Here is a 20,256-nt window from a genome sequence, read left to right as displayed (position 1 = left end):
TAAATTTACACATGGGGGATAACGCTCCGCCCCGCAGGCCGTGAACCGACGGCCGCAGGGGGAAGCGGAATGGCCCGGACGCGCGCACAGGGCGCCGCCGACAAGGCCGAAATGGCGCGCTGGCTGTTCGACAACAGCCGCGACCTCATGCAGGTCTGTTCACCCGAAGGCGTCCTGCTGCAGGTGAACAAGGCCTGGGTGCTGTTCACCGGCCTGAGCGAGGCCGAGCTGATCGGCCGATCGGTCCTCGAATTCTGCCATCCCGACGAGGTCGCCGGCATCCGCGCCCGCGCCCTCAAGGCTCATCCCGGCGACGTCAGCGAGGCCGAGGTGCGCCTGCGGGCCGCCGATGGCTCGTGGGTGTGGGTCGCCGCCCGTCGCCAGGTGATGGAGAACGGCTGCCACATCGGCAACATGCGCGACGTCACCGCGGAGCGTTCGTTCCGCGAACAGGCCGAGGACGCCCGGCGCACGCGCAAGATGCTGGGCGCCTCCGCCGGCATCGGGATCTGGGAGTTCGATCCGCAGACGCTGTCCATCTGGTGGTCCGACGAGCTCGCCGAACTGGTGGGTCTGGACCGCGAGGTGGTCTGGACCCCCGACCGCTTCTACGCCCTGGTCCATCCGAGCGACCGGGGACCCATGCAGGAGACCATGGGGCAGGCCGTCGCCACCGGCGAGCCGGTCAAGGTCGAGCATCGGATCTGGGCTCGCGACCGCTGGCTGACCATGCGGGTCACGGTGCGCACCGAACCCACCGAGGCCGGCGCGTTCCGGCTGAAGGGCATCTCCGAGGACATCACCGAGCTCGCGGAGGCGCGCGACGCGGCGCGGCGCGGCGAGCAGCGGGCGCGCCGGGCGCGCCGCGAGGTGTCGGCGAACGCGGCGCGCCTGAACCTCGCGCTCGGCGCGGCCGAGGCCGGGGTCTACGAGATCGACCACGTCCGCAAGACGTTCTGGTGCTCGCCCGAGTTCGAGCGCATCACCGGCCAGAAGAACTCCAGCTACCAGGAGGCCACCGAGCTCCGCTATCCCGGCTTCCATCCCGACGACCTGCCGCACGTGCGCGCCTCGTTCCGCGCGCTGCACCGGGGCGACAAGCGTTCGGGCGAGAGCTTCGAGGCCCGGATCATCCGTCCCGACGGCAGCGAGCGCTGGGTGCGCGTCTTCCACCACCTGCTGGTGAACAAGAACGGCCGCTGGCTCAGGGCCGTCGGCCTGGTTCAGGACTGCGACGTGCTCAAGCGCCAGGAGCTGGCGCTGAAGGAGGCCCGGCAGGCGGCGGAGGCGGCCGCCGAGGCGAAAGCCGCCTTCCTCGCGAACATGAGCCACGAGATCCGAACGCCGCTGAACGGCGTCATGGGCGTGCTCCACCTCCTGAAGGGCGAGACCCTGTCGACGGACGGCCGCGCGCTCCTGGACGAGGCCCTCTCGTGCGGCCGGATGCTCTCCGAGCTGCTGAACGACGTGATCGACTTCTCGAAGATCGAGGCCGGGCGGCTGGAGCTGGCCTGCGAGCCCGTGGACCCGGCCAGCCTCGTGCACGGGGTGGTGCGGCTGCTCGAGCCGCAGGCCCGCGCGAAGGGTCTCTCGATGATCGTCGACGCCGATCCGAAACTCGGCTGGGTGCGGTCCGACCCCGTGCGGCTGCGGCAGGCGCTGTTCAACCTCGTGGGCAATGCGGTGAAGTTCACGGAAGCCGGCCGGGTGGTGGTGCGCTGCCGCCGCGCGGACGCCGGCGTCCTGCGCTTCGAGGTGGAGGACACCGGGGTCGGCATCCCGCTCGCCGCCCAGCCGCGCCTGTTCGAGCGCTTCAACCAGGCCGACGCCTCGACGACGCGGAAGTTCGGAGGCTCCGGGCTGGGGCTCGCGATCACGAGGCGCCTGGCCGAGATGATGCACGGCCAGGTCGGGTTCACCTCCGCGGAAGGCGACGGCTCCACGTTCTGGTTCGAGGTCCAGGCCGAGCCGGCCCAGGCCCAGGCGGCCGAGGCGGAGACGAGCGCGACCGTGCTGGGCGGCGTCCGCATCCTGGTGGTCGAGGACAACGCCACCAACCGCCTCATCGCGACGAAGCTGCTCGAGGGCCTGGGCGCGTCGGTCGACACCGCCGCGGACGGCTACGCCGGCGTGGACGCCGCGGCCCGGGGCGCCTTCGACGTCATCCTCATGGACATCCAGATGCCGGGGATCGACGGCGTCGAGGCGGCCCGGCGCATCCGCGCCCTGGGCGGCCGGGCGGCCCGGACGCCGATCGTGGCGCTGACCGCCAACGTCCTCGCGCACCAGCGCCAGATCTACCTCGACGCCGGCATGGACGGCGTGGTCGGCAAGCCGATATCCCCGGGCGCGCTGGTCGCCGAGATCGCGGCCGTCGCGGCGGACTGGCCGCAGCCCGCCGAGTCCGAGAGCGACGCCGCCTGACGCCTTTGCGCGGCGCGGGGCGCATGGTTGATTGCGCCCGGTGAGACGGTGCGGAGGGTGGCATGCGCGGCATCGCGGCGGGACTCGGGGCCCTGTCCCTGCTGGCGGCGGGCGGCGCCTGGGCGCAGGCGGCCCGGCCCGACCAGGCGGCCTTCCGGGAGATCTACAAGGAGCTGGTCGAGACCGACACCACCCTGTCCGCGGGCGATTGCACCCTGGCGGCCCGGAAGATGGCGGCGCGGCTCAGGGCGGCGGGGTTCGCCGAGACCGACCTCCACGTCCTGGCCGAGCCTGAGAAGCCGAAGGAGGGCAGCCTCGTCGCGATCCTGAAGGGCTCCGACCCCAAGGCCGGCGCCGTGCTGCTCCTGGGCCACCTCGACGTGGTGGAGGCCCGGCGCGAGGACTGGACGCGCGACCCCTTCACCCTGATCGAGGAGGGCGGGTACTTCTACGGGCGGGGAACGGCCGACATGAAGGGCCTGAACGCCATCTGGGTGGACACCCTGATCCGCCTGAAGCAGGCGAAGACGCCGCCGCGTCGGACCCTGAAGATGGCGCTGACCTGCGGCGAGGAGACGGCCGAGGCGTTCAACGGCGCCGACTGGCTGGTGAAGAACCGGGCCGAGCTCATCGCGGCGGACTTCGTTCTGAACGAGGGCGGCGGCGGCCGGCTGTCGGCCGACGGCAGGCGCGAGACCCTGTCGATCCAGGTGGGCGAGAAGGCGGCCCAGAGCTATCGGCTCACCGTGACGAACCCGGGCGGGCACTCCTCCCGGCCCCGGCCGGACAACGCCATCTACCAGCTCGCCGAGGCGCTGCTGAAGGTCCGTGCGCACGTCTTCCCGGCCAGGTTCACCGAGACGACCCGCATCGGCTTCGAGCTTCGGGCGCAGCGCGGCGACGCCGCGGGGGCGGCCCTGAAGCGGCTCCTGGCCGACCCGAACGACGCCGAGGCGGCCCGGGTGGCGGCCACCGACGTGAACGTGAACTCGATCCTCCACACCAACTGCGTCACGACCCGCCTGGACGCGGGGCACGCGAACAACGCCCTGCCGCAGCGGGCCACGGCGGTGGTGAACTGCCGCATCTTCCCCGGCGAGACGGTGGAGGAGACGCGCGCCACGCTGGAGCGCGTCATCGGCGACCCGGAGGTCAAGGTCGAGACCATCCCGCCGGTCCGGCCCATCGCCGCCAATCCCCCGCTCGACCCCAAGGTCGTGGGGCCGATGAAGGCGCTGGCCGCGAAGCATTTCCCGGGGACGCCGGTGATCCCCGCGATGTCGTCGGGCGCCACGGACGGCCGCTACTTTGGTCCCGCGAAGACCCCGGTCTACGGCGTGCCCGGCATCTTCGGCGACCCGGACGGCAACGGCGCCCATGGCCTGAACGAGCGGATCCGGGTGCGGTCGCTGTACGAGGGCCGCGACTACCTGTTCGACCTGGTGAAGGCCTACGTCGGGGCGAAGTAGCCCGCGGAACTCTAGTCCGGCTCGCGAGTCACCAATCCGGCCGCCGCGCGGAAGCGCTCGCCCACGAGGCTTGGGGCCCCCTCCAGGGCGGGGCAGGTGACCTGGCCGTCGTGTATCACCGCCGGCAGCCCGCCCCGCGCGGCGGCGGGCACGTCGCGCAGCGCCGTCCGCTGGCCGGGCGGAAGCTGACGGGCGAGGCCGGCCAGGCGTCGCGCCTCCCCCGGTCCCTGAAGCTCGAAGCGCCCGTCCCACACGGCCGGCAGGACCACCGGCGCAAGTCCGCCGCGCGCGGCCTCCCCAGCCTCGCGGAAGGCGCGGATCTCCCGGGCGTCGGCCTCGATCCGCGCGCCTGCCAGGGTCGCGGCGAACGCAGCGTCCCCGCAGGCGGCCGCCGCCAGGCGCGAGAGGCGGACGCCGGCCGGCGTCCGCTCGCCGCCGCCCGCGCACACGGCGGCCAGGGCCATCACGCGACGCGCGGCGTCGGGCGGGGCGTCCCGCAGCGCCTCGCGCGGCAGGCGGATCACGCCCGCGCGCTCGTCGGCGACGGCGGCCAGGTCCAGCGGGGCGGGCTCCCGGCGGGCCGCGGGCTCGGGCGCGGCGCGGCGGGCGCGGCTGCGGGCGAAGCGGAGGTCCGCGTTGGCAGGGTCCTCGATCCAGGTTTCGCCGCGGGCCTCCAGGGCCTTGCGCAGGTCCTCGCGGCGCGCGTCGAGCAGGGGCCGCAGGAGGAACACGCCGCGGCCCTCGGGCCATACCGGCGACGGCGACCACTCCCGGGCGTCGGGCAGGGTCGAGCCGGCGGCGCGCATGGCCGCGGCCTCGGCCAGGTCGTCGGCCGTGTGGCCCATCAGGACGACGCGCGCGCCGGCCGCGCGGGCGGCGTCGGCGAGGCGGGCGTGGCGGGCGCGGCGGGCGGCGGCGGGCAGCCCGGTCGCCGGCTTGTCGCCCTCCCACGACAGCGCGCGGAAGGGGCGCTGCAGCCGCTCCGCCACGGCGGCGCAGGCGCGGGTCCAGGCGGCGCTCTCCGCCTGCAGGCCGTGGTCGACGGTCAGGATGAGCAGCGGCCGCCCGTTCGCGCGCGCCCAGGCGTCGGCGATCAGGGTCAGAGCCAGGGAGTCGCCGCCGCCTGACAAGGCCACCGCGACCGGCCGGTCGGTGTTCTGGGACAGGCGGCGGTCGAGCACGTCGCGCGCGACGGCCTCCGGAACCTGACCGGTCGAACAGGCTCCATCTTCTTGAATCAGACCGCGTTCTCGCGGCGAAACCGGCTTCCGCTTTCGCCGAACGCGCCCTAGGCGGCGCACTTGGCCTGGGTGCGGGTCGCGGCGGCGCGGCCGGCGACGGCGGCGGGGGCCTTGGGATAGCGGCGCGTCAGCTCGGCGAGCGTCTGGCAGGCGTCGGCGGGCTTCTTCAGCGCCACCAGCGAGCGCGAGAGCTCGACCACCGCGTCCGGCGCCCAGCCGGTCTGCGGCCAGCCGCGGATCGCGCCGATGTAGGCCTTGGCCGCGTCCGCATGGGCGCCGCGCACGCTGAGCGTCTTGCCCCACCAGTAGCTCGCCTCGGCCGCGCGGGGGGCGTCCGGATAGTTGGCCACATAGGCCGAGAAGGCGCCTTCCGCGGCGTCGTAGTCGCCGGACAGCATCAGCTGCCGGGCGGCCGTGAAGTCCTTGGCGGGATCGCCCGGGGGCGGCGGCGGGGCCGCCACGGTCTCTTCGGGCGGCGGGGCCGCCGACGCGAGCCGCGTCTCGGCCGCGTTCAGCCGCTCGGTCAGGGTCGCGACGCTGCGCTTCAGCTCGGCGTTCTCGCGGCGCGCCTGGTCGAGGTCGCGCGTGACGGTCTCGAAATTGCCGTTCACGCCGCGCAGCGTCTGCTCCATGTCGCGCAGCCGGTCGGCCATCTCGGCGATCCGCGCGTCGGTGTCGGCCGGCTGCACGACCACCGGCTTGCCGGTGTCGCGCAGCTGGAAGACGATCGCCCGCAGTTCGCGCACCACCTTCTCCATCCGATCCACCCGCTTGGCGTCGCGCGCGTCGAGCGGATCGGGAACCGGGAGAGGCGTCTGCGACAGCGCCGGGCCGGCCGCCACCAGGGCGGCCAGGAGGGCGGTGGTGACGAACGCGCGGCCCTTACGCATGGACGGTCAGCGCGCGCCTGAGACGATGGCGGTGCGGGCGTTGCGGTTCCTCTGCCACGCGTCCTCGCCGCTGCCGGGGTCGATCGGCTGCTCCTTGCCGAACGAGATCGTCGCGATGCGGCTCGACTCGAGGCCCTGGCCGACCAGGAAGTCGCGCACGGCGTTGGCGCGGCGGGCGCCGAGCGCCAGGTTGTATTCCCGGGTGCCGCGCTCGTCGGCGTTGCCCTCGATGCGCACGTTCACCGACGGATAGCGGCGCAGCCAGGCCGCCTGGGCGGCCAGGATCGGCTCGGCGTCGGCGCGGACGTCGTGCTGGTCGGTGTCGAAGTAGACGCGGTCGCCGACGTTGACCACGAAGTCCTGCTGCGAGCCGGGCAGGGCGCCCGTCTGGGCCGTGCCCACATCCCCCGGCCCGCTGGGCGGCAGCGGAGTCTGCGGCTGCTGCGCCACCGGCGGCGTCGTGGTGGTCGGATAGGCCGGCTGGGCCTTCTTGGCGCACGCGCCGAGCGACGCGGCGGCCACGCCCACCAGAGCAAGCCGGACAATCGTGCGGCCGTTCAAGCTACGAACCATCAGCGTCTCCTGCAGTCGAGGTTGTCGAATCACTGTCGCGTTCTATCCGGCGGGATTGAGGCGAAGACTAGTTAAGCAATGGCGACCAGGCCGGGTCCGACCCGGCGCCGGGATAAGGCATCGGCTGAAGGATTCGCCCAGTGACATCCACCATCCATAACTTGGGCGCGCCGCCCGGGGTTTCACGGGAGAACATAAGAACGCGACCATTGGGCGCCCAGGTGGGGCCCTCGTCCAGGTAGCTGGTGGTCAGCAGGCGCTCGTCCGAGCCGTCGGGCTTCATCACGCCGATGTGGAACTGGCCGCCCGTCTGCTTTGTGAAAGCGATGAATTCCCCCGTGGGGCTCCAGACCGGCGTGGTGTACGAGCCGCCGCCGGACGAGATCCGGCGCGCGCCCGAACCGTCCGCGCCCATCACGTAGACTTGAGGGGATCCGGCGCGGTCCGAGGTGAACGCGATGCGCGAGCCGTCGGGCGAGAACGAGCCCGAGACGTCGATGCCCGGGTCGGTGGTGAGCCGCGTCGAGGTGCGGCTGGACAGGTTCATCACATAGAGGTCCGAGTTGCCGCCGCGCTCCACCGAGAAGATGACCTTGCCGCCGTCGGGCGAGAACCGCGGCGCGAAGACCATGCCCTGGAAGCTGCCCAGGCTTTCGCGCCGGCCGCTCTGCAGGTTGTAGAGATAGACCGTGGCGCTGTCGGGCCGCAGCGCCATGTAGGTGATCTCCTGGCTGGTGGGCGAGAAGCGCGGCGTCATCACGATCGACTCGCCGCCCGTGAGGTAGCTCGGGTTGGCGCCGTCCTGATCCATGATCGCCAGGCGCTTGACGGTCTTGCCGCGTCCGCCGCTCTCGGCGACGAACACCACGCGGGTGTCGAAGTAGCCCTTCTCGCCGCTCAGCCGCTCGTACACCGCGTCCGAGATCTTGTGCGCCACGCGCCGCCAGTTCTCTGGGCTGGAGGTGAACTGCAGGCCGAGGAGCTGCTGCTCGCGGTAGACGTCCCACAGGCGGAAATCCACGCGCAGGCGGTTGCCGTCGACGGTCACCTGCCCGTTGACCAGCGCCTGGGCGTTGATCGTCTTCCAGTCGGCGAACCGCGGCTGGACGGCCGCCGACAGGTCCTTCTCGATGAAGCTCGCGGGGTCGAGCGGCCGGAAGAGGCCCGAGCGTTGCAGGTTCGCCGCGATCACCTGGCTGATGTCCGCGCCCACCTGGCCGCCGGCGAAGGACGGCACGGCCACGGCCATGGGGTTCACGTCGCCGCGGGTGACGCTGAGCTGCGCCGCCGCCGGCGAGGGCAGGACCGCCGCGAGGGCGCCGAGCGCCGCGGCCAGCGCCGCCACGAAGGCTTTGATCCGCATCATCAGGCTCCTGGTCTGCCGCAGTAGTCGCGGGCGCTGAAATCGGCATAGACGCGCCGGCCCCAGTTCTGTCGGGGCTCCCGGCTGAAGGGCTGGGACCGCAGGACGGCCCGGCTGGCCCGTTCCTCCGCGACGGCCTTCACCGCCGGGCTCGCCGCGCCGATGGACTCCACGTCGAGGTCGCCGGCCAGACGTCCGCCGGCCCCGATGGTGAAGTGCACCCGCACGGAAACGTCGCGGCTGGCCGAGAGGCTGCAGTCGATGTTCCAGTTGCGCTCGAGCTCGCCCTGCATGGTGGACGAGACCGCCACGCCGGTCGTGGCCGCGAAGCCGTCGGTGTTGCGCGCCACGGGGGCCGTGGACGGACGGGTCGGCCCGCGCGGCGCGGAGGAGGGCCGCTGGGGCGCGTTGCGGGCCGGCCGCGTGAGGCTGGCGGCCAGGGCGTCCAGGTCGAGGCTGGGCTCGGCCGGGCGGGACTTCGCGGGCGGCGCGGCGGCCTTGGGCGTGGGGGCTGCGGCCTTCGGCGCGGGCGTCGGCGGCGGGGGGGCCGGCTGCGGCGGGGGCGGCGCGGGCTCGGGCGGCGCGTCCGGCGTCTGCTGTTCCGCCTGCGCCTCGAGCTCCTGGGGGCCCTGCTCGGCGGGGCGCGCCTCGGCGGGGCCGCTGGCCACGACGGTGACCGGCACCACCGAGCCCATCTTCAGCTCGCGGCTGCCCCAGCTGATCATGAAGGCGGCCGCCACCACCCCGTGCAGCGCCAGCGACCCGAGGGCCGCCGGCGAGCGCTCGAAGCTGAGGCCGCGCGCCCGGCTCATCCGCCCGCCTCGTCGGTGTCGTCGCCTCCGGAGGAGGGACCGCCGGTGTCGGTGATCAGGTTGATGGAAGTGAAGCCTGAGGTGGACAGCGACGCCATGACCCGGGCCACGACCTCATAGCTCGCCTTGCCGTCGGCGCGCACGTAGATCGGCCGCGTCCGGTCCGTGGCCATGGCGGTCAGCCGCGGCGAGAGGCTGGAGAACGGCACCGCCTGGTCGCCGACGTAGAGCGCCCCGTCCGGCCGGATCGAGATGGTGATCGGGTCGGGCACGTCCTGCATGGCGCCGGCCTCGGTCTTCGGCAGCTCGACCGGCACGCCGGCGGTGAGCAGCGGCGCCGAGACCATGAAGATGATCAGCAGCACCAGCATCACGTCCACCAGCGGCGTGACGTTGATCTCGCTGAGCGCGCCGCGGCGGCCGCGGCCGTAGCGCCGCCGCCGCTTGGCGCCGCCCGTGGCGGCGAAGGCGTCGTTGGCCGAGAGCGCCATGGGTCAGGCCCGCTCCGCCAGCCGGCGCTGGATGGCCGTCGAGAGGTCGTCGGCGAAGCCTTCCAGCCGGGCGGCGTACTTGCCGGCGGCGGTCGAGAAGCTGTTGTAGAACACATAGGCCGGGATGGCGGCGGCCAGGCCGATGGCGGTGGCCAACAGGGCCTCGGCGATCGAGGGGGCCACCACGGCGAGCGAGGTGTTCTTCTGCACCGCGATCGCCTGGAACGCCTTCATGATCCCCCAGACGGTGCCGAACAGGCCGACGAAGGGCGAGGCGGTGGCGACGATGGCCAGGGAGCCCAGGCCGGCCTCCACGCGGGCGCTCTCGCGGGCGATGGTGGCGTCGAGGTGGCGGTCGATCCGCTGGATCAGGAAGGCGACCTGGCCCTCCGAGACGGCGCCCTTGGCGCGGGCGTCGCGCCATTCCTTGAGCGCGCCCTGGAGCATGCGCGGCAGGGCGTGCGCGGGCCGCTCGCCGGCCTCCTGGGCGACGTCCTCGAGGCTGCGGCCCGAGGCGACGGCGTCCTCGAACTGGTCGGCCTCGCGCCCCAGCGCGCGGAAGCGGAACATCTTGTCGAGGATGATGGTCCACGACCAGAGCGAGGCGGCGGCCAGGCCGATCATGACCAGCTTCACCACCCAGTCGGCGCGCAGGAAGATCGAAAGCAGGTCGAAGCTCTCGGGCGTTACGGCGGCCGGGTCCATCGTCTCTCCTGTCTCGTATCGGCTCGTGGTTGGGGGGCTTGCGTGGCGAACTTATGGCGCGAAGTACGGACGTAGCTTTTCGACCATTTCGCGCGGCGGACGTTTGGCGCGGCCCTTCAGGTCGATGCATACGGCCTGGACCTTCGCCTCGGCGATCAGCTCGTCGCCGCGCACGATCCGCTGGCTGACGAGCAGGCGCGCGCCCTGCACCGCGTCGTAGCCGGTGCGCACCAGCAGCGCGTCGTCGACCCGGGCGGCCTTGCGGTAGTCCACCTCGATCCGCACCAGCGTGAAGGCGGTGGGCTCGGCCATCTGGAGCAGCTCGGTGTGGCTGATCCCGGCGATGCGGAAGAAGTCGCTCCGCCCGCGCTCGAAATAGCGCAGGTAGTTGGCGTGGTAGACCATGCCGGTGAAGTCGGTGTCCTCGTAGTAGATGCGCACCGGCAGCACATGCTCGCGGCCGTCCAGCCAGCCGGCGGAGGGGGCGGCGTCCAGGGTCATGCGGGCTCCGCTCGGAAAGTCCTCCCCCGCAGGGGGAGGGGGACCGCCGAAGGCGGTGGAGGGGGCGAGGGCGCCGCGTCGAGACCCCTCCACCCTGCTGCGCAGGGTCCCCCTCCCCTTGCAGGGGAGGACCTGGGCCGGGCCAGACGCGCGCTCATTCGAACAGGTCCCCGGAGGCGGCCGGCGGGGTCGTCCTGGGGGCGGCCAGGCCCAGGTGGTCGTAGGCCTTGGCGCAGGCCATGCGGCCGCGCGGCGTGCGCTGGATGAAGCCCTGCTGCAGCAGGAAGGGCTCGATGACGTCCTCCACGGCGTCGCGGGCCTCGGCGATGGCGTAGGCCAGCGTCTCCACCCCCGCCGGGCCGCCGGCGTAGTTCTCGATCAGGGCGCGCAGGTAGCGGCGGTCGAGGGCGTCCAGTCCCTGCTCATCCACATCCAGGCGGGCCAGCGCGCTGGCGGCGTGCCTGCGGTCGATCACCGCCGCGCCGTCGGCGGCGGCGAAGTCGCGAACCCGCCGCAGCAGGCGGCCGGCGACGCGGGGCGTCCCGCGGGCGCGGCGGGCGATCTCCAGCGCCCCGTCCTCGCTGAGCGGCGCGCCCATCTTGGCGGCGGCGCCCAGCAGCACCCGGGTCAGCTCGTCATGGGTGTAGAACTCGAGGCGGATCGGGATGCCGAAGCGGTCGCGCAGCGGCGTGGCCAGGAGGCCGGCGCGCGTGGTCGCCGCCACCAGGGTGAAGGGCGCGAGGTCGATGCGGATCGACCGCGCAGAGGGCCCCTCGCCGATGACGAGGTCCAGCACGTGGTCCTCCATCGCCGGGTAGAGGATCTCCTCCACGTTCGCGGCCAGGCGGTGGATCTCGTCGATGAAGAGGACGTCGCGCGGCTCGAGGTTGGTGAGAATGGCGGCGAGGTCGCCCGCCTTGGCCAGGACCGGTCCCGAGGTGGCGCGGAAATTCACGCCCAGCTCGCGGGCGACGATCTGGGCCAGGGTCGTCTTGCCCAGGCCCGGGGGTCCGAACAGCAGCACGTGGTCCAGCGCCTCGGCGCGGTTGCGGGCCGCCTCGATGAAGACGCGCAGGTTCGCCTTGGCCTGCTCCTGACCGACGAACTCGCCCAGCGTCTGCGGCCGCAGCGCCTTGTCCGCGCCCTCGAAGGGCTGGGGCTCGCCCGAGACGATGCGGGTCATGGCGCGACCGCGCTCATCGTCCGAGCTCCTGCAGGGCGGCCTTGATGAGAGCCGGCGGCTCGGCGTCCTCGCCCAGCCGGAGCGCGGCGGCTTCCACGACGCGGCGGGCGGCGGGCTCGGCGACGCCCAGGCCCATCAGGGCGGCGACCGCCTCGCCGGACGCGCTGGGCCGGGACGGCGCCACGGGCTGGATCTGGGCGTGGAAGGCGGCGACGGTCCCGTCGCCCAGCGGCTTGCCCTTGAGCTCGGTCACGATCCGCAGCGCCAGCTTGGGGCCCACCCCCTGGGCGCGGGCGACCAGCGCCTTGTCCTCGCGCGCCACGGCGGCGGCGAGCTCGGCGGGCGGCAGGACGTCGAGCACCGCCAGGGCCGCCTTGGGCCCCACGCCCTGGATGGTCCGCAGCTGGACGAAGGCCCCCCGTTCGGCGCGGTCCAGGAAGCCGTAGAGGACCAGTCCGGTCTGCTCGCCCCAGGCGCTCTCCACGTGCAGCAGCGTCTCGGCCCCGATCTCGGGCAGGCGCGAGAGCGTGCGCGCGCCGCAGCGCACGACATAGCCCACGCCCATCACATCGATCAGGGCGTCTTCCTCGCCGACCTCGGCGACGGCGCCGCGCAGGCGGCCGATCATGTGCGAATCACCGGGGACATCTGCCGCCCAGAGGTACCGCAGGCGGGACTCCGGGGGAACGACCGGTGAACGGCCGAGCTAGCCTCGCGCCTTCAGCCTGGCCAGCAGCGCCGCCTCGCGCTCGGGCGTGAGGCCCGCGCGGAGCTTGGCCTGCCGCTCGGCCGGCTGCTCCCGGAACCAGGCCAGGGTGTCGGCGGCGGTCCCCGCCAGCGGGCGGAAGGTGAGGCCGGCGGCCTCGGCGCGCGCGATGCTGCGCCGGTGGAACCCGGCGGAGTCGCCGCCGCGCGCGGGGATCCAGACGGGCATGTCGCTCCAGGCCTGCACGTTCTCGGCCGCCAGGAAGGTGTCGGGCGCCCACACCAGCTTCGCGTTCGATTTCACGGCGCCGCCGACGGTCGCCAGCATCCGGCGCATCGGCATGGGCCGCCCCGTGGCGTTGAAGGTCCCCGCCGCCCGCCGCTCGGCCACCCGGACGGTCCACTCCGCGAGGTCGCGCGCGTCGATCACCTGCACCGGATCCTCGCCGTCGCCCGGCGCCAGCGCCTCGGGACCCCAGCGGCCGCCGTCGTTGGCGAGCCGCACCGGCCAGTAGGTGAACCGGTCGGTCTGGTCGCCCGGGCCGACGATGAGGCCGGGTCGTATCACCGTCGTCGAGGCCTCTCCGAACCGGCGGCGCGCTTCCTGCTCGCTGGCGGCCTTCAGCGGTCCGTAGAGCCGCCCCTGGCTGGCGCGCAGAGTCTCCGCCGTCTCGGCCATGACGTCGGCCCCTTCGTAGGGCAGCACCGGCGCGGTCTCGTCCGCGGGCCGGTCGGCGGCGGCGTAGACCGAGATCGTCGAGATGAAGATGTACTGCTTCACCCGGCCCTCGAGGGCCCGGGCCGCGTCGCGCACCCAGAACGGCAGCGTGGTGGGATTGTCGATCGCCGCATCCCAGCTGCGCCCCTCCAGCGCCTTCAGGTCGCCGGTGTTGCGGTCGCCCAGGAGCTGCTCGACCTCTCCGGGCCATTCCTTGGCCTGCCGGCCACGGTTGAAGATCGTCACCTTGTGGCCGCGGGCGAGCGCATAGCGCACCTGGTGCGGGCCGATGAAGCCGGTGCCGCCCAGGATCAGCAGGTTCAAGGGGCGGGCGGCGCGCGGGGCCGACCACGCGGCGGGCGCGGCGAGGGTGACGGCGGCGGCGGCGCCCAGGGCGGTCCTGCGATCGATGCTCATCGCGGCATCTTGCGCGCCGGCGCCGGTCACTCAAGGGCCCCCGCGACGAGCGGTCGGGATGGCCGGCGCGGCGGCCCTACGCCACCCGCCGGGCCGTGCGGGCGTGGGCGTGGGCGATGGCGACGGCCAGGGCGTCGGCGGCGTCGGCGGTGGTCTTGCCGGCGGACGGCAGCAGGCGCGCGATCATCCAGCCCACCTGCGCCTTGTCGGCCCCGCCAGTCCCCACGACCGCCTTCTTGACCACGGTGGCGGCGTACTCGGCCACGGGCAGGCCGGCGCGGGCCGGGACGACCAGGGCCATGGCCCGCGCATGGCCCAGCTTCAGCGCCGACTGGGCGTTGGCGTTGACGAAGGTCTCCTCGACCGCCGCCTCATCAGGCGCGTGCGCGGCGATGATCGCCTCGATCTCGACGAAGAGCGTGTGAAGGCGCTCGGCGAACGGCAGGGTGTCCTTGGGCGCGATGACGCCGTGGGCCACGTGGCTCAGGCGCGCGCCCTCGCAGGCGATGACGCCCCAGCCGGTGCGGCGCAGGCCCGGGTCCAGGCCCAGGATGCGGATGGGGCGAATCGGCAGGGTCATGGCGCGAGGGGCAGGATGCCCCAATCCGCGCCGTGACTGAAATCCCGCGCTCAGGCCGCGACGGCGCGCCGCCGGCGAAGGACCATGCCCGCGCCCATGAAGCCCGTGATCATCAGCGCCCAGGCCGACGGCTCAGGCACGATGGTCGGCGGCGGGTCGGGCGGCGGCGGCAGGCCGCCGAACACCTTGTCGGAACCCCCGCCCGCGTTGACCTGCTGGAAGCGCACGGCCGCATCGAGGGTCCCGTTCGCGAGATAGCCGGCCGCGAACGCGGTCTCGAAGTCCGCGGCGATCAGGCTGGTGTCGATGTTGAAGCGGACCATCCCCAGCGAATTGCCGGCCGTCACGCCGCCGTTGGCATTGCCGCCGCCGAAGCTGTTGCGGTTCAGGCTGATGCCGCGGTCGAACGTGCCGAGCGGCGGAAGCGACGGATTGGTCCACAGCTTGGTGAAGGTCGTGCCGTTCGAGCTGTAGGTCAGGCCCGCGAACGTCGGCAGGTCGAAGGCGAACGCCACCAGCGTCGCCGACGTGGCGCCCAGGCCGTCCGTGCCGTCCGTGGTGTTCGCCAGCACCAGGTCCATCTGGACGTTCGAGCCGACGTCGGTGAACGTGAACGTCGCCGTCGCGGTCGCGCCGGTGTTCTCCGTGGACCCCCACGAGGGGTTGAACTCGAGCACCACGGCCGCCACGGCGGGATTCGCCGCCGCGATCGCAGCCGCTAAGGCAAGGCCGCTGAAAATGTTACGCATCACCGTTGCCCCATGAATAAGCGTGGCGTGTCCTGAGATCACCGCATTACCTCAAGCCTCGCGCTAAAGATTGAAGATTCTCCCTCCAGGCGAGCGTGTGGCGGGCGGGATCGGGCGGCGGCGCCTGCAACCTGGAGCCGCTCGACAGCCCACCGTCGCCACTGGCAGTCTTGTCGGGCGCGGAATTGATTGGCCCACCAGGGGAACGCAGGCATGCGGGCCACGGCGAAGGACGCCTTCGAAAAGATGGCCGCGACAGGCGGCGGCGACGCCGGCGCGGTGGCCGTGGGCCTTCGGCGGGGCGTGACGACGGTGGGGCTGCGCGCCCTGGCAGCCAAGGCCGTGCATGTGGCGGCCGCCTCGCCCGAGCGGTTGATGGACGTCTACGACAACGCCGCCGCCGGCTGGCTGTCGCAGCCGGTTTTCCCGCCCCGGTTGCGGCTCGAGGAGCCGTTGCCGATCTCGAGGCGGTTCTGGGCCGCCTTCTGGGACCTCGTGAGTCTGCCCGCGGACGCGACCCAACAGGCTGCGGCGGCGGCCACGCTGCGCGCGGCCGGCGAGCTGGATCCGCGCATCAACACGCGGATGGCGGCTGCGGCGATGGATTATCCGGGCGTCGCGGAAGCGGCCGCCGATGGCATTCCCGAGCCGTACGATCCCGCCGCGATGGAAGGATGCCCGCCCGCATCGCTCGGCTTCCTGCTCCGCCAGGACCTGCTGGCCGGCGGCGACAGGTTTGCGGCGCCGTTCGGCGGCGGGCTGGTGGCGCTGCTGCGGCACATGCCTCCGCCGCTCGCCTACATCAACGTGCACACCATCCAGTCCCTGGCGGTGCTGGGCGTGGTCGCGGGGTACGGGCCGGCGCGCCTGGACCGGGTGGCCTTCGGCGCCTTCCTGATGGGGCAGGTGGGACACCACTACTCGGCGCTCTCCACGGCCGCGACACTGACGGCGCTCAGCCTTGCGCGCCCCGAGAGCGTCGACCTGCGGCTCGACTGCATCTTCAGGGCATGGGCGCACGGACGCGAGACGCCGCTGCTGCTCGGTGCGCCGTGGCCGGAGCTGTGGAACCTCCGCCTGGACGAGGTCCGCCAGACGCTCGGGGTGCATCCCTTCGCATCCCCGTACGCGGAAGCGCGGCGACGCATGAACGAGGACCCGGCGGACCGCTGAGCCGCTCCTGAAAGGGCCACACGCTTTAGGCGGCGGATTCTCCTTTCAGGCGTTCGAGTCTCAAACCTCCGGTTAAGATGTCATTACCCCTGCAGTGTGATTGGGGGCCCCGATCCGGGGATAGAACAGAATGAAGCTGAAACTCTTGGCGGCAGTGGCCGCAGGCGCGTTGAGCATGGCGGCGACGTCCGCCTCGGCGGCCACCTACCTGTCGATCATCGACCACTGGGACGTGAACGGCCCGACGCCGGGCGGCCCGTTCGGCGAAGTCCTCATCGAGGAGGTCGGCGACGGCAAGACTGTCAACATCACCGCGACCGTCTATGACGGCGTGCTGCAGCAGTCTGGCACCAACGCGCTCTTCGCGTTCAACTTCCTCGACGACGGCGCGACCCTGGTCACTGAGAACCATAGCAGCCCTGACGTCATCTACAGCCCGAACGCCTACACCCACGCGCCGTGGGGCACGTTCACCGATCACTTCTACATCAACGCTAGCGGCAAGAACGCCCGCGTCGATCCGCTCAAGTTCACCGCCTACAATGCGAACGGCCTGACCTTTGCGGGGACGGGCGTTGTCCCGGGCGCCGGCGGACTCGTGGTGGACCTGGGCGACGGCAATCGCTTCAACTCGAACGCAGGCGGCTGGTGGTTCTTCGCGCACATCCAGCCGACCAATGGCCAATCCATCAATGTCGCGGCGCGCGATGCCCGTTGCATCGCCAACTGCCCGGTAACGGCCGTGCCCGAGCCGAGCACCTGGGGCCTGATGATCCTGGGCTTCGGCGGCGCAGGGTACGCCTTGCGGCAGCGGCGCAGGTGGGTTTCCGCCATCTGAGCCGCCGCTCAGTCTGAACGTTCCAAGGGTCCCCGGCCTTGCGTCGGGGACCTTTTCGTATGTGGACGCCCTAAGCCTCCGCGGGCCGACCGGACTGGCTCGTGTCCTCCACCAGTCTGGCGACCGGCCGGCCGTCGGGGCCCGGTTCGATCTGGAATCGCTTGCGGCCGCCCGCCTCGCCGAGGTCGAGGTCGGCATCGTGCGTGACCAGCCAGTAGCGTGGCCCCACCCGCACGATCACCGTCCGCGGACGCCCATCGGGCCGCCGGGTCTGGCGCTTCAGGAAGGCGTAGATCGCCCCGCGCCGCCACGCCCCCGGGTCGGCTGGATCGCAGTATGCGACGAGTTGGTCGTCCCGGGCGCCCTGGACCCCCGTGAGGATCACCTTGCACTTGCTGGGCTTCAGTTCCTCGGGGACATCCGGGCTCACGATCCACTGGCAGTGGAATCCGCGGCAGATCGGATAGCGCGTCTCGTGGATGGAACAGGCCCCGCCGGGGCGCCCCGGCCGGGCGTGCTCGCACCAGACGCCCGCGGGCTTGTTCAGTTCCTCGATGCCCATGGCCTTGCAGCAGAGGCTGCAGGTCCCGCACGTGCGGAAGGTCTGGTTCATGGTGATCTCACAACGGGAAACGCAGTCGCAGATTGCGCCCGGGCGGGAAAGGCGCGGTATCCGGTGCTGACCTCGGAACCCGCCCCACTGGCTGCTCCCGTTGAGTTGCCTCCAGCAAGCCTGACCTTAAACGGCAGGCTGCTTCGTGACAAACGCGGTTAGTCCGCTGCGTCAGTTTGGCAGCCGCTCCACGTCGCGGACGAAACGCCCGTCGGTGAAGATCTCCACGGCTTCGCAGGTCGGATATCGTTCGAGCAGCGCCTCGGCTGCCCGCACCGCGTCGTCGAAGGCGCCCAGGACGCCCGCGTCGACCGGCCACGCCAGATCCTGTCCCACCCCGCTCAGGACAAAGAGCATGTCGGTCCCCCCAGAACCAAGCAAACCTATCGTGCACGCATTGTTTCGCGCCAGCAACTGAGGCGCGCACGGAACACTTGCCTGGGGAAAACCGGCGGAATCCTGGGGTCAGGCGCGGCCCAGGATCTTGGCCTTCATCTCCTGGAACTCGGCGTCGCTGACGGCGCCGGAGTCCAGCAGCTCCTTGGCCTTGCGGATCTCGTCGACCATGCGCTCGGTCGCCGGGGCCCCCGCCTCGCCGCCGTGTCCGCCGATGGTCACGCCGCCCGAGGCCGCGCGGGTCTCCTCGAGGCTCCGGATGCGCCGCTTCTCCTCCCAGGCCTGCTCCTCGTACTGGGCCTTGGCGTACATCTCGGTGGCCGGCCCGCTGGGCACGCCGGGGACCGCGATCCCGGCATAGCCTGCGACCAGGGTGTCGAACGCCAGGTTCGCGCCGCACAGACCCTCCAGCATGTTCGCCTCGATGCGGACGTCCTTCAGATCCTTCCACTGCATGTCGGCCATCCGGAACCCGCCGAGCAGCCCGCGATGCACCGCGACGACCCGGCTCGACGTGATGGCCAGCGACGTGCGGCGGCGGAAGAGGGCGAAGACGCGATGCTGGATCGCCTGGGCGGTGACCGTCTCGCCGGTCATCAACGTGCGCGCCAGGATGGCCTCGGCCTTGGCCGCCCGCGCGGGCGCGCCCACGAAGACGAGCCCGATCCAGGCGGCGAGCGGCGCGACCAGGATCAGCCAGGCCCAGCCGCCCAGCGGGCTCAGGCTGGCCCCGTAGGCGGCGAGCGCCACGAGCGCCCACAGCCCGAGCGCCTTCATGATCTCGGTGACGCCCAGCATGCCGCCCTCCGCTCACGGACCCGACGGAGGGACGGTATCGGGGCGCCGGGCGGCGCTCAAGCGCGGATCAGGCGCCCGTCATCGCCAGAAGTGGAAGGCCGCCCAGCCTTCCGCGATCGCCGGGCCCGGCACGCCGAGGGCGCGGGCCAGGTCGGCGGCCGCGCCGAACAGCAGCGCACCGAACCCGGGGACCAGCAGCAGCAGGCCCAGCAGCGCGATGAGCGCGAGGCCTTCGTAGCGCGCCACCCGCGCGGCGAGCCCCGGCGGCAGGAACGGCCGGATGGCGTTGAAGCCGTCCAGGCCCGGGACCGGCAGCAGGTTCAGGATGAGGGCCGTGGCCTGGAGGAACGCCAGCATCGCGAGGCCCGCGAAGAGCCCGTTCGGCAGCGCCGTGCGGCTCCACAGGGCCAGCACGCCGGCGAGGACGAGCAGCACGACCAGGGTCGCGGCGGGCCCGGCCAGCGAGGCGGCGGCGCGCCACGTCGGGCCGCGCATCAGGTCGTTGCGCAGGTACACGGCCCCGCCCGGGAAGCCGATGCCGCCCAGGGCCAGGGCGATCAGCGGGATCACGAGACTGGTCCCGATGTCGCCGTAGCGGCGCGGGTCGAAGCTCAGGTAGCCCTTCTCTCGGACGGTGTGGTCGCCGGCGAGGAACGCCGTGCCCGCGTGGGCGAACTCGTGGGCCATGACCGCGAGCACCCAGCCCACCATCACGAAGGCGAAGGTCAGCGGCGTGCGGCCGGCGGGATCGAGCGTCAGGCTCCAGCCTAGCGCGACGAACGCCGCCAGGAGGCCCAGGCCCACCAGGTTGTTCGGCGGGGCGGCGGCCTTCGCGGGCGCGGGGTCCAGGGCGTCGTCCGTCATCCCGCAGAGGGGTGGGGCTTTCCGCGACCTTCCGCAAGGGCTCGCCTTGACAGGTCCGGGCCGGGGCGGTGGCATCGCGCCCATGCCGCGAGGGAGAGCGAACGGATGACCAGCGCCGCGTCCGAGGCCGCATCGCCGCAGAACCCGCACGACCGGCTCTACGCCCTCCTGTCGCAGATCATCGAGGAGCCCGAGCGCCGGGGCGAGATCTCGGCCCAGATCGAGGCCGAGTTCACCAAGCGCCGCGCGGTTCTGGTGCTCGACATGAGCGGCTTCTCGCGCACCACCCAAGTGCACGGCGTGGTCTCGTTCCTGGTGATGATCCACCAGATGCGGCTGCTGGCGGTGCCGACGATCGAGGGGCTGGGCGGGGTGCTGGTGAAGGCCGAGGCCGACAACCTCTACTGCCTGTTCGACGAGGTGGCGCCGGCGGTGAAGGCCGCGCGCGAGATCATGCGCCAGCTCTCCACCGTCAACGTCCTGCTGCCCGCCAGCCGGCGCCTCTACGCGGCGATCGGCATCGGCTACGGCGACATCCTGGCGCCCGGCGACGAGGACCTGTTCGGCGACGAGGTGAACCTTGCCTCCAAGCTGGGCGAGGACGTGGCCCAGGGCGGCATGGTCCTGCTCACCGACGCCGCCCGTCGCCAACTGGACCCCGCCGTCCCCTCCACCGAGGAACGCGCCAGCATCTCGGGCCTCGCCCTGACCTACCACGCGGTCACGTAACGTCGGGCCCGCGGCGGCCCGTGC

Annotated in this window: 22 protein-coding genes; 5 read left to right on the top strand and 17 right to left on the bottom strand. The window is 72.5% G+C overall.

The window, feature by feature from the left end; genetic code table 11:
* Positions 1–69 precede the first annotated feature (69 nt).
* Positions 70–2,424 carry a PAS domain-containing protein gene (locus tag AC2D8W_RS17820; RefSeq protein ID WP_484672648.1) on the top strand — a complete coding sequence of 785 codons (2,355 nt, stop codon included), beginning with the start codon at positions 70–72 and terminating at the stop codon, positions 2,422–2,424.
* Between the two features lie 62 nt (positions 2,425–2,486).
* A complete protein-coding gene (locus AC2D8W_RS17815) occupies positions 2,487–3,893 on the top strand; it encodes a M20/M25/M40 family metallo-hydrolase (RefSeq protein ID WP_484672647.1) in 1,407 nt (468 codons plus the stop codon).
* A gap of 11 nt (positions 3,894–3,904) precedes the next feature.
* Here the strand turns inward: AC2D8W_RS17815 and tilS are convergent, their stop codons facing one another.
* From tilS to AC2D8W_RS17750, 13 genes are all read right to left on the bottom strand, one after another.
* Positions 3,905–5,074 (bottom strand): tRNA lysidine(34) synthetase TilS, encoded by a 1,170-nt coding sequence (gene tilS, locus AC2D8W_RS17810; RefSeq protein WP_484672646.1) that lies wholly within the window; start codon positions 5,072–5,074, stop codon positions 3,905–3,907.
* Between the two features lie 107 nt (positions 5,075–5,181).
* Positions 5,182–6,024, bottom strand: coding sequence for a tol-pal system protein YbgF (gene ybgF, locus AC2D8W_RS17805; protein ID WP_484672645.1), 843 nt, complete (start codon positions 6,022–6,024; stop codon positions 5,182–5,184).
* A 6-nt stretch (positions 6,025–6,030) separates the two neighbouring features.
* Positions 6,031–6,597 carry a peptidoglycan-associated lipoprotein Pal gene (pal, locus tag AC2D8W_RS17800; protein WP_293482029.1) on the bottom strand — a complete coding sequence of 189 codons (567 nt, stop codon included), beginning with the start codon at positions 6,595–6,597 and terminating at the stop codon, positions 6,031–6,033.
* Between the two features lie 67 nt (positions 6,598–6,664).
* Positions 6,665–7,960, bottom strand: coding sequence for a Tol-Pal system beta propeller repeat protein TolB (gene tolB, locus AC2D8W_RS17795; RefSeq protein ID WP_293482058.1), 1,296 nt, complete (start codon positions 7,958–7,960; stop codon positions 6,665–6,667).
* Between the two features lie 2 nt (positions 7,961–7,962).
* Positions 7,963–8,772, bottom strand: a complete 810-nt coding sequence (locus AC2D8W_RS17790) for a hypothetical protein (RefSeq protein ID WP_484672644.1) — start codon at positions 8,770–8,772, stop codon at positions 7,963–7,965.
* Positions 8,769–9,263, bottom strand: coding sequence for an ExbD/TolR family protein (locus AC2D8W_RS17785; protein WP_484672643.1), 495 nt, complete (start codon positions 9,261–9,263; stop codon positions 8,769–8,771). The genes AC2D8W_RS17790 and AC2D8W_RS17785 overlap by 4 nt, the downstream gene beginning before the upstream one ends.
* Before the next feature lie 3 nt (positions 9,264–9,266).
* Positions 9,267–9,968, bottom strand: a complete 702-nt coding sequence (gene tolQ / locus AC2D8W_RS17780; protein ID WP_293482032.1) for a protein TolQ — start codon at positions 9,966–9,968, stop codon at positions 9,267–9,269.
* A 51-nt stretch (positions 9,969–10,019) separates the two neighbouring features.
* Complete coding sequence (locus AC2D8W_RS17775; RefSeq protein ID WP_484672642.1) at positions 10,020–10,469, bottom strand: YbgC/FadM family acyl-CoA thioesterase; 450 nt, start codon at positions 10,467–10,469, stop codon at positions 10,020–10,022.
* Positions 10,470–10,623: 154 nt separating this feature from the next.
* On the bottom strand, positions 10,624–11,652 hold the full coding sequence (gene ruvB, locus AC2D8W_RS17770; protein WP_484672641.1) for a Holliday junction branch migration DNA helicase RuvB: 1,029 nt from the start codon (positions 11,650–11,652) through the stop codon (positions 10,624–10,626).
* A gap of 13 nt (positions 11,653–11,665) precedes the next feature.
* The gene (gene ruvA, locus AC2D8W_RS17765) at positions 11,666–12,280 is read right to left on the bottom strand and encodes a Holliday junction branch migration protein RuvA (RefSeq protein ID WP_293482035.1); all 615 of its coding nucleotides are present in this window, start codon (positions 12,278–12,280) and stop codon (positions 11,666–11,668) included.
* Positions 12,281–12,358: 78 nt separating this feature from the next.
* The gene (locus AC2D8W_RS17760) at positions 12,359–13,492 is read right to left on the bottom strand and encodes an NAD-dependent epimerase/dehydratase family protein (RefSeq protein WP_484672640.1); all 1,134 of its coding nucleotides are present in this window, start codon (positions 13,490–13,492) and stop codon (positions 12,359–12,361) included.
* 76 nt (positions 13,493–13,568) lie between these two features.
* Positions 13,569–14,072: a crossover junction endodeoxyribonuclease RuvC gene (gene ruvC, locus AC2D8W_RS17755; protein WP_484672639.1), complete on the bottom strand. Its 504-nt coding sequence runs from the start codon at positions 14,070–14,072 to the stop codon at positions 13,569–13,571.
* A 50-nt stretch (positions 14,073–14,122) separates the two neighbouring features.
* A complete protein-coding gene (locus AC2D8W_RS17750; RefSeq protein ID WP_484672638.1) occupies positions 14,123–14,821 on the bottom strand; it encodes a cistern family PEP-CTERM protein in 699 nt (232 codons plus the stop codon).
* Between the two features lie 213 nt (positions 14,822–15,034).
* Here AC2D8W_RS17750 and AC2D8W_RS17745 point away from each other — a divergent pair, with 213 nt between their 5' ends.
* Positions 15,035–15,994, top strand: coding sequence for a hypothetical protein (locus AC2D8W_RS17745; protein ID WP_484672637.1), 960 nt, complete (start codon positions 15,035–15,037; stop codon positions 15,992–15,994).
* A 130-nt stretch (positions 15,995–16,124) separates the two neighbouring features.
* The gene (locus tag AC2D8W_RS17740; protein ID WP_484672636.1) at positions 16,125–16,832 is read left to right on the top strand and encodes a PEPxxWA-CTERM sorting domain-containing protein; all 708 of its coding nucleotides are present in this window, start codon (positions 16,125–16,127) and stop codon (positions 16,830–16,832) included.
* A gap of 70 nt (positions 16,833–16,902) precedes the next feature.
* On the opposite strand, the gene AC2D8W_RS17735 is transcribed toward AC2D8W_RS17740, so the two are convergent.
* The 4 genes from AC2D8W_RS17735 to AC2D8W_RS17720 form a co-directional block, all read right to left on the bottom strand.
* On the bottom strand, positions 16,903–17,445 hold the full coding sequence (locus AC2D8W_RS17735; RefSeq protein WP_484672635.1) for a hypothetical protein: 543 nt from the start codon (positions 17,443–17,445) through the stop codon (positions 16,903–16,905).
* Between the two features lie 171 nt (positions 17,446–17,616).
* A complete protein-coding gene (locus AC2D8W_RS17730) occupies positions 17,617–17,802 on the bottom strand; it encodes a hypothetical protein (protein WP_484672634.1) in 186 nt (61 codons plus the stop codon).
* 108 nt (positions 17,803–17,910) lie between these two features.
* Positions 17,911–18,639, bottom strand: coding sequence for an SHOCT domain-containing protein (locus tag AC2D8W_RS17725; protein WP_484672633.1), 729 nt, complete (start codon positions 18,637–18,639; stop codon positions 17,911–17,913).
* Between the two features lie 78 nt (positions 18,640–18,717).
* Positions 18,718–19,503, bottom strand: coding sequence for a site-2 protease family protein (locus tag AC2D8W_RS17720; protein ID WP_484672632.1), 786 nt, complete (start codon positions 19,501–19,503; stop codon positions 18,718–18,720).
* Between the two features lie 105 nt (positions 19,504–19,608).
* Here AC2D8W_RS17720 and AC2D8W_RS17715 point away from each other — a divergent pair, with 105 nt between their 5' ends.
* On the top strand, positions 19,609–20,232 hold the full coding sequence (locus AC2D8W_RS17715) for an adenylate/guanylate cyclase domain-containing protein (protein ID WP_484672631.1): 624 nt from the start codon (positions 19,609–19,611) through the stop codon (positions 20,230–20,232).
* Positions 20,233–20,256 lie beyond the last annotated feature (24 nt).

The organism is Phenylobacterium sp. T106, from assembly GCF_057219735.1.
This window is presented reverse-complemented; position numbering and strand designations above follow the sequence as displayed.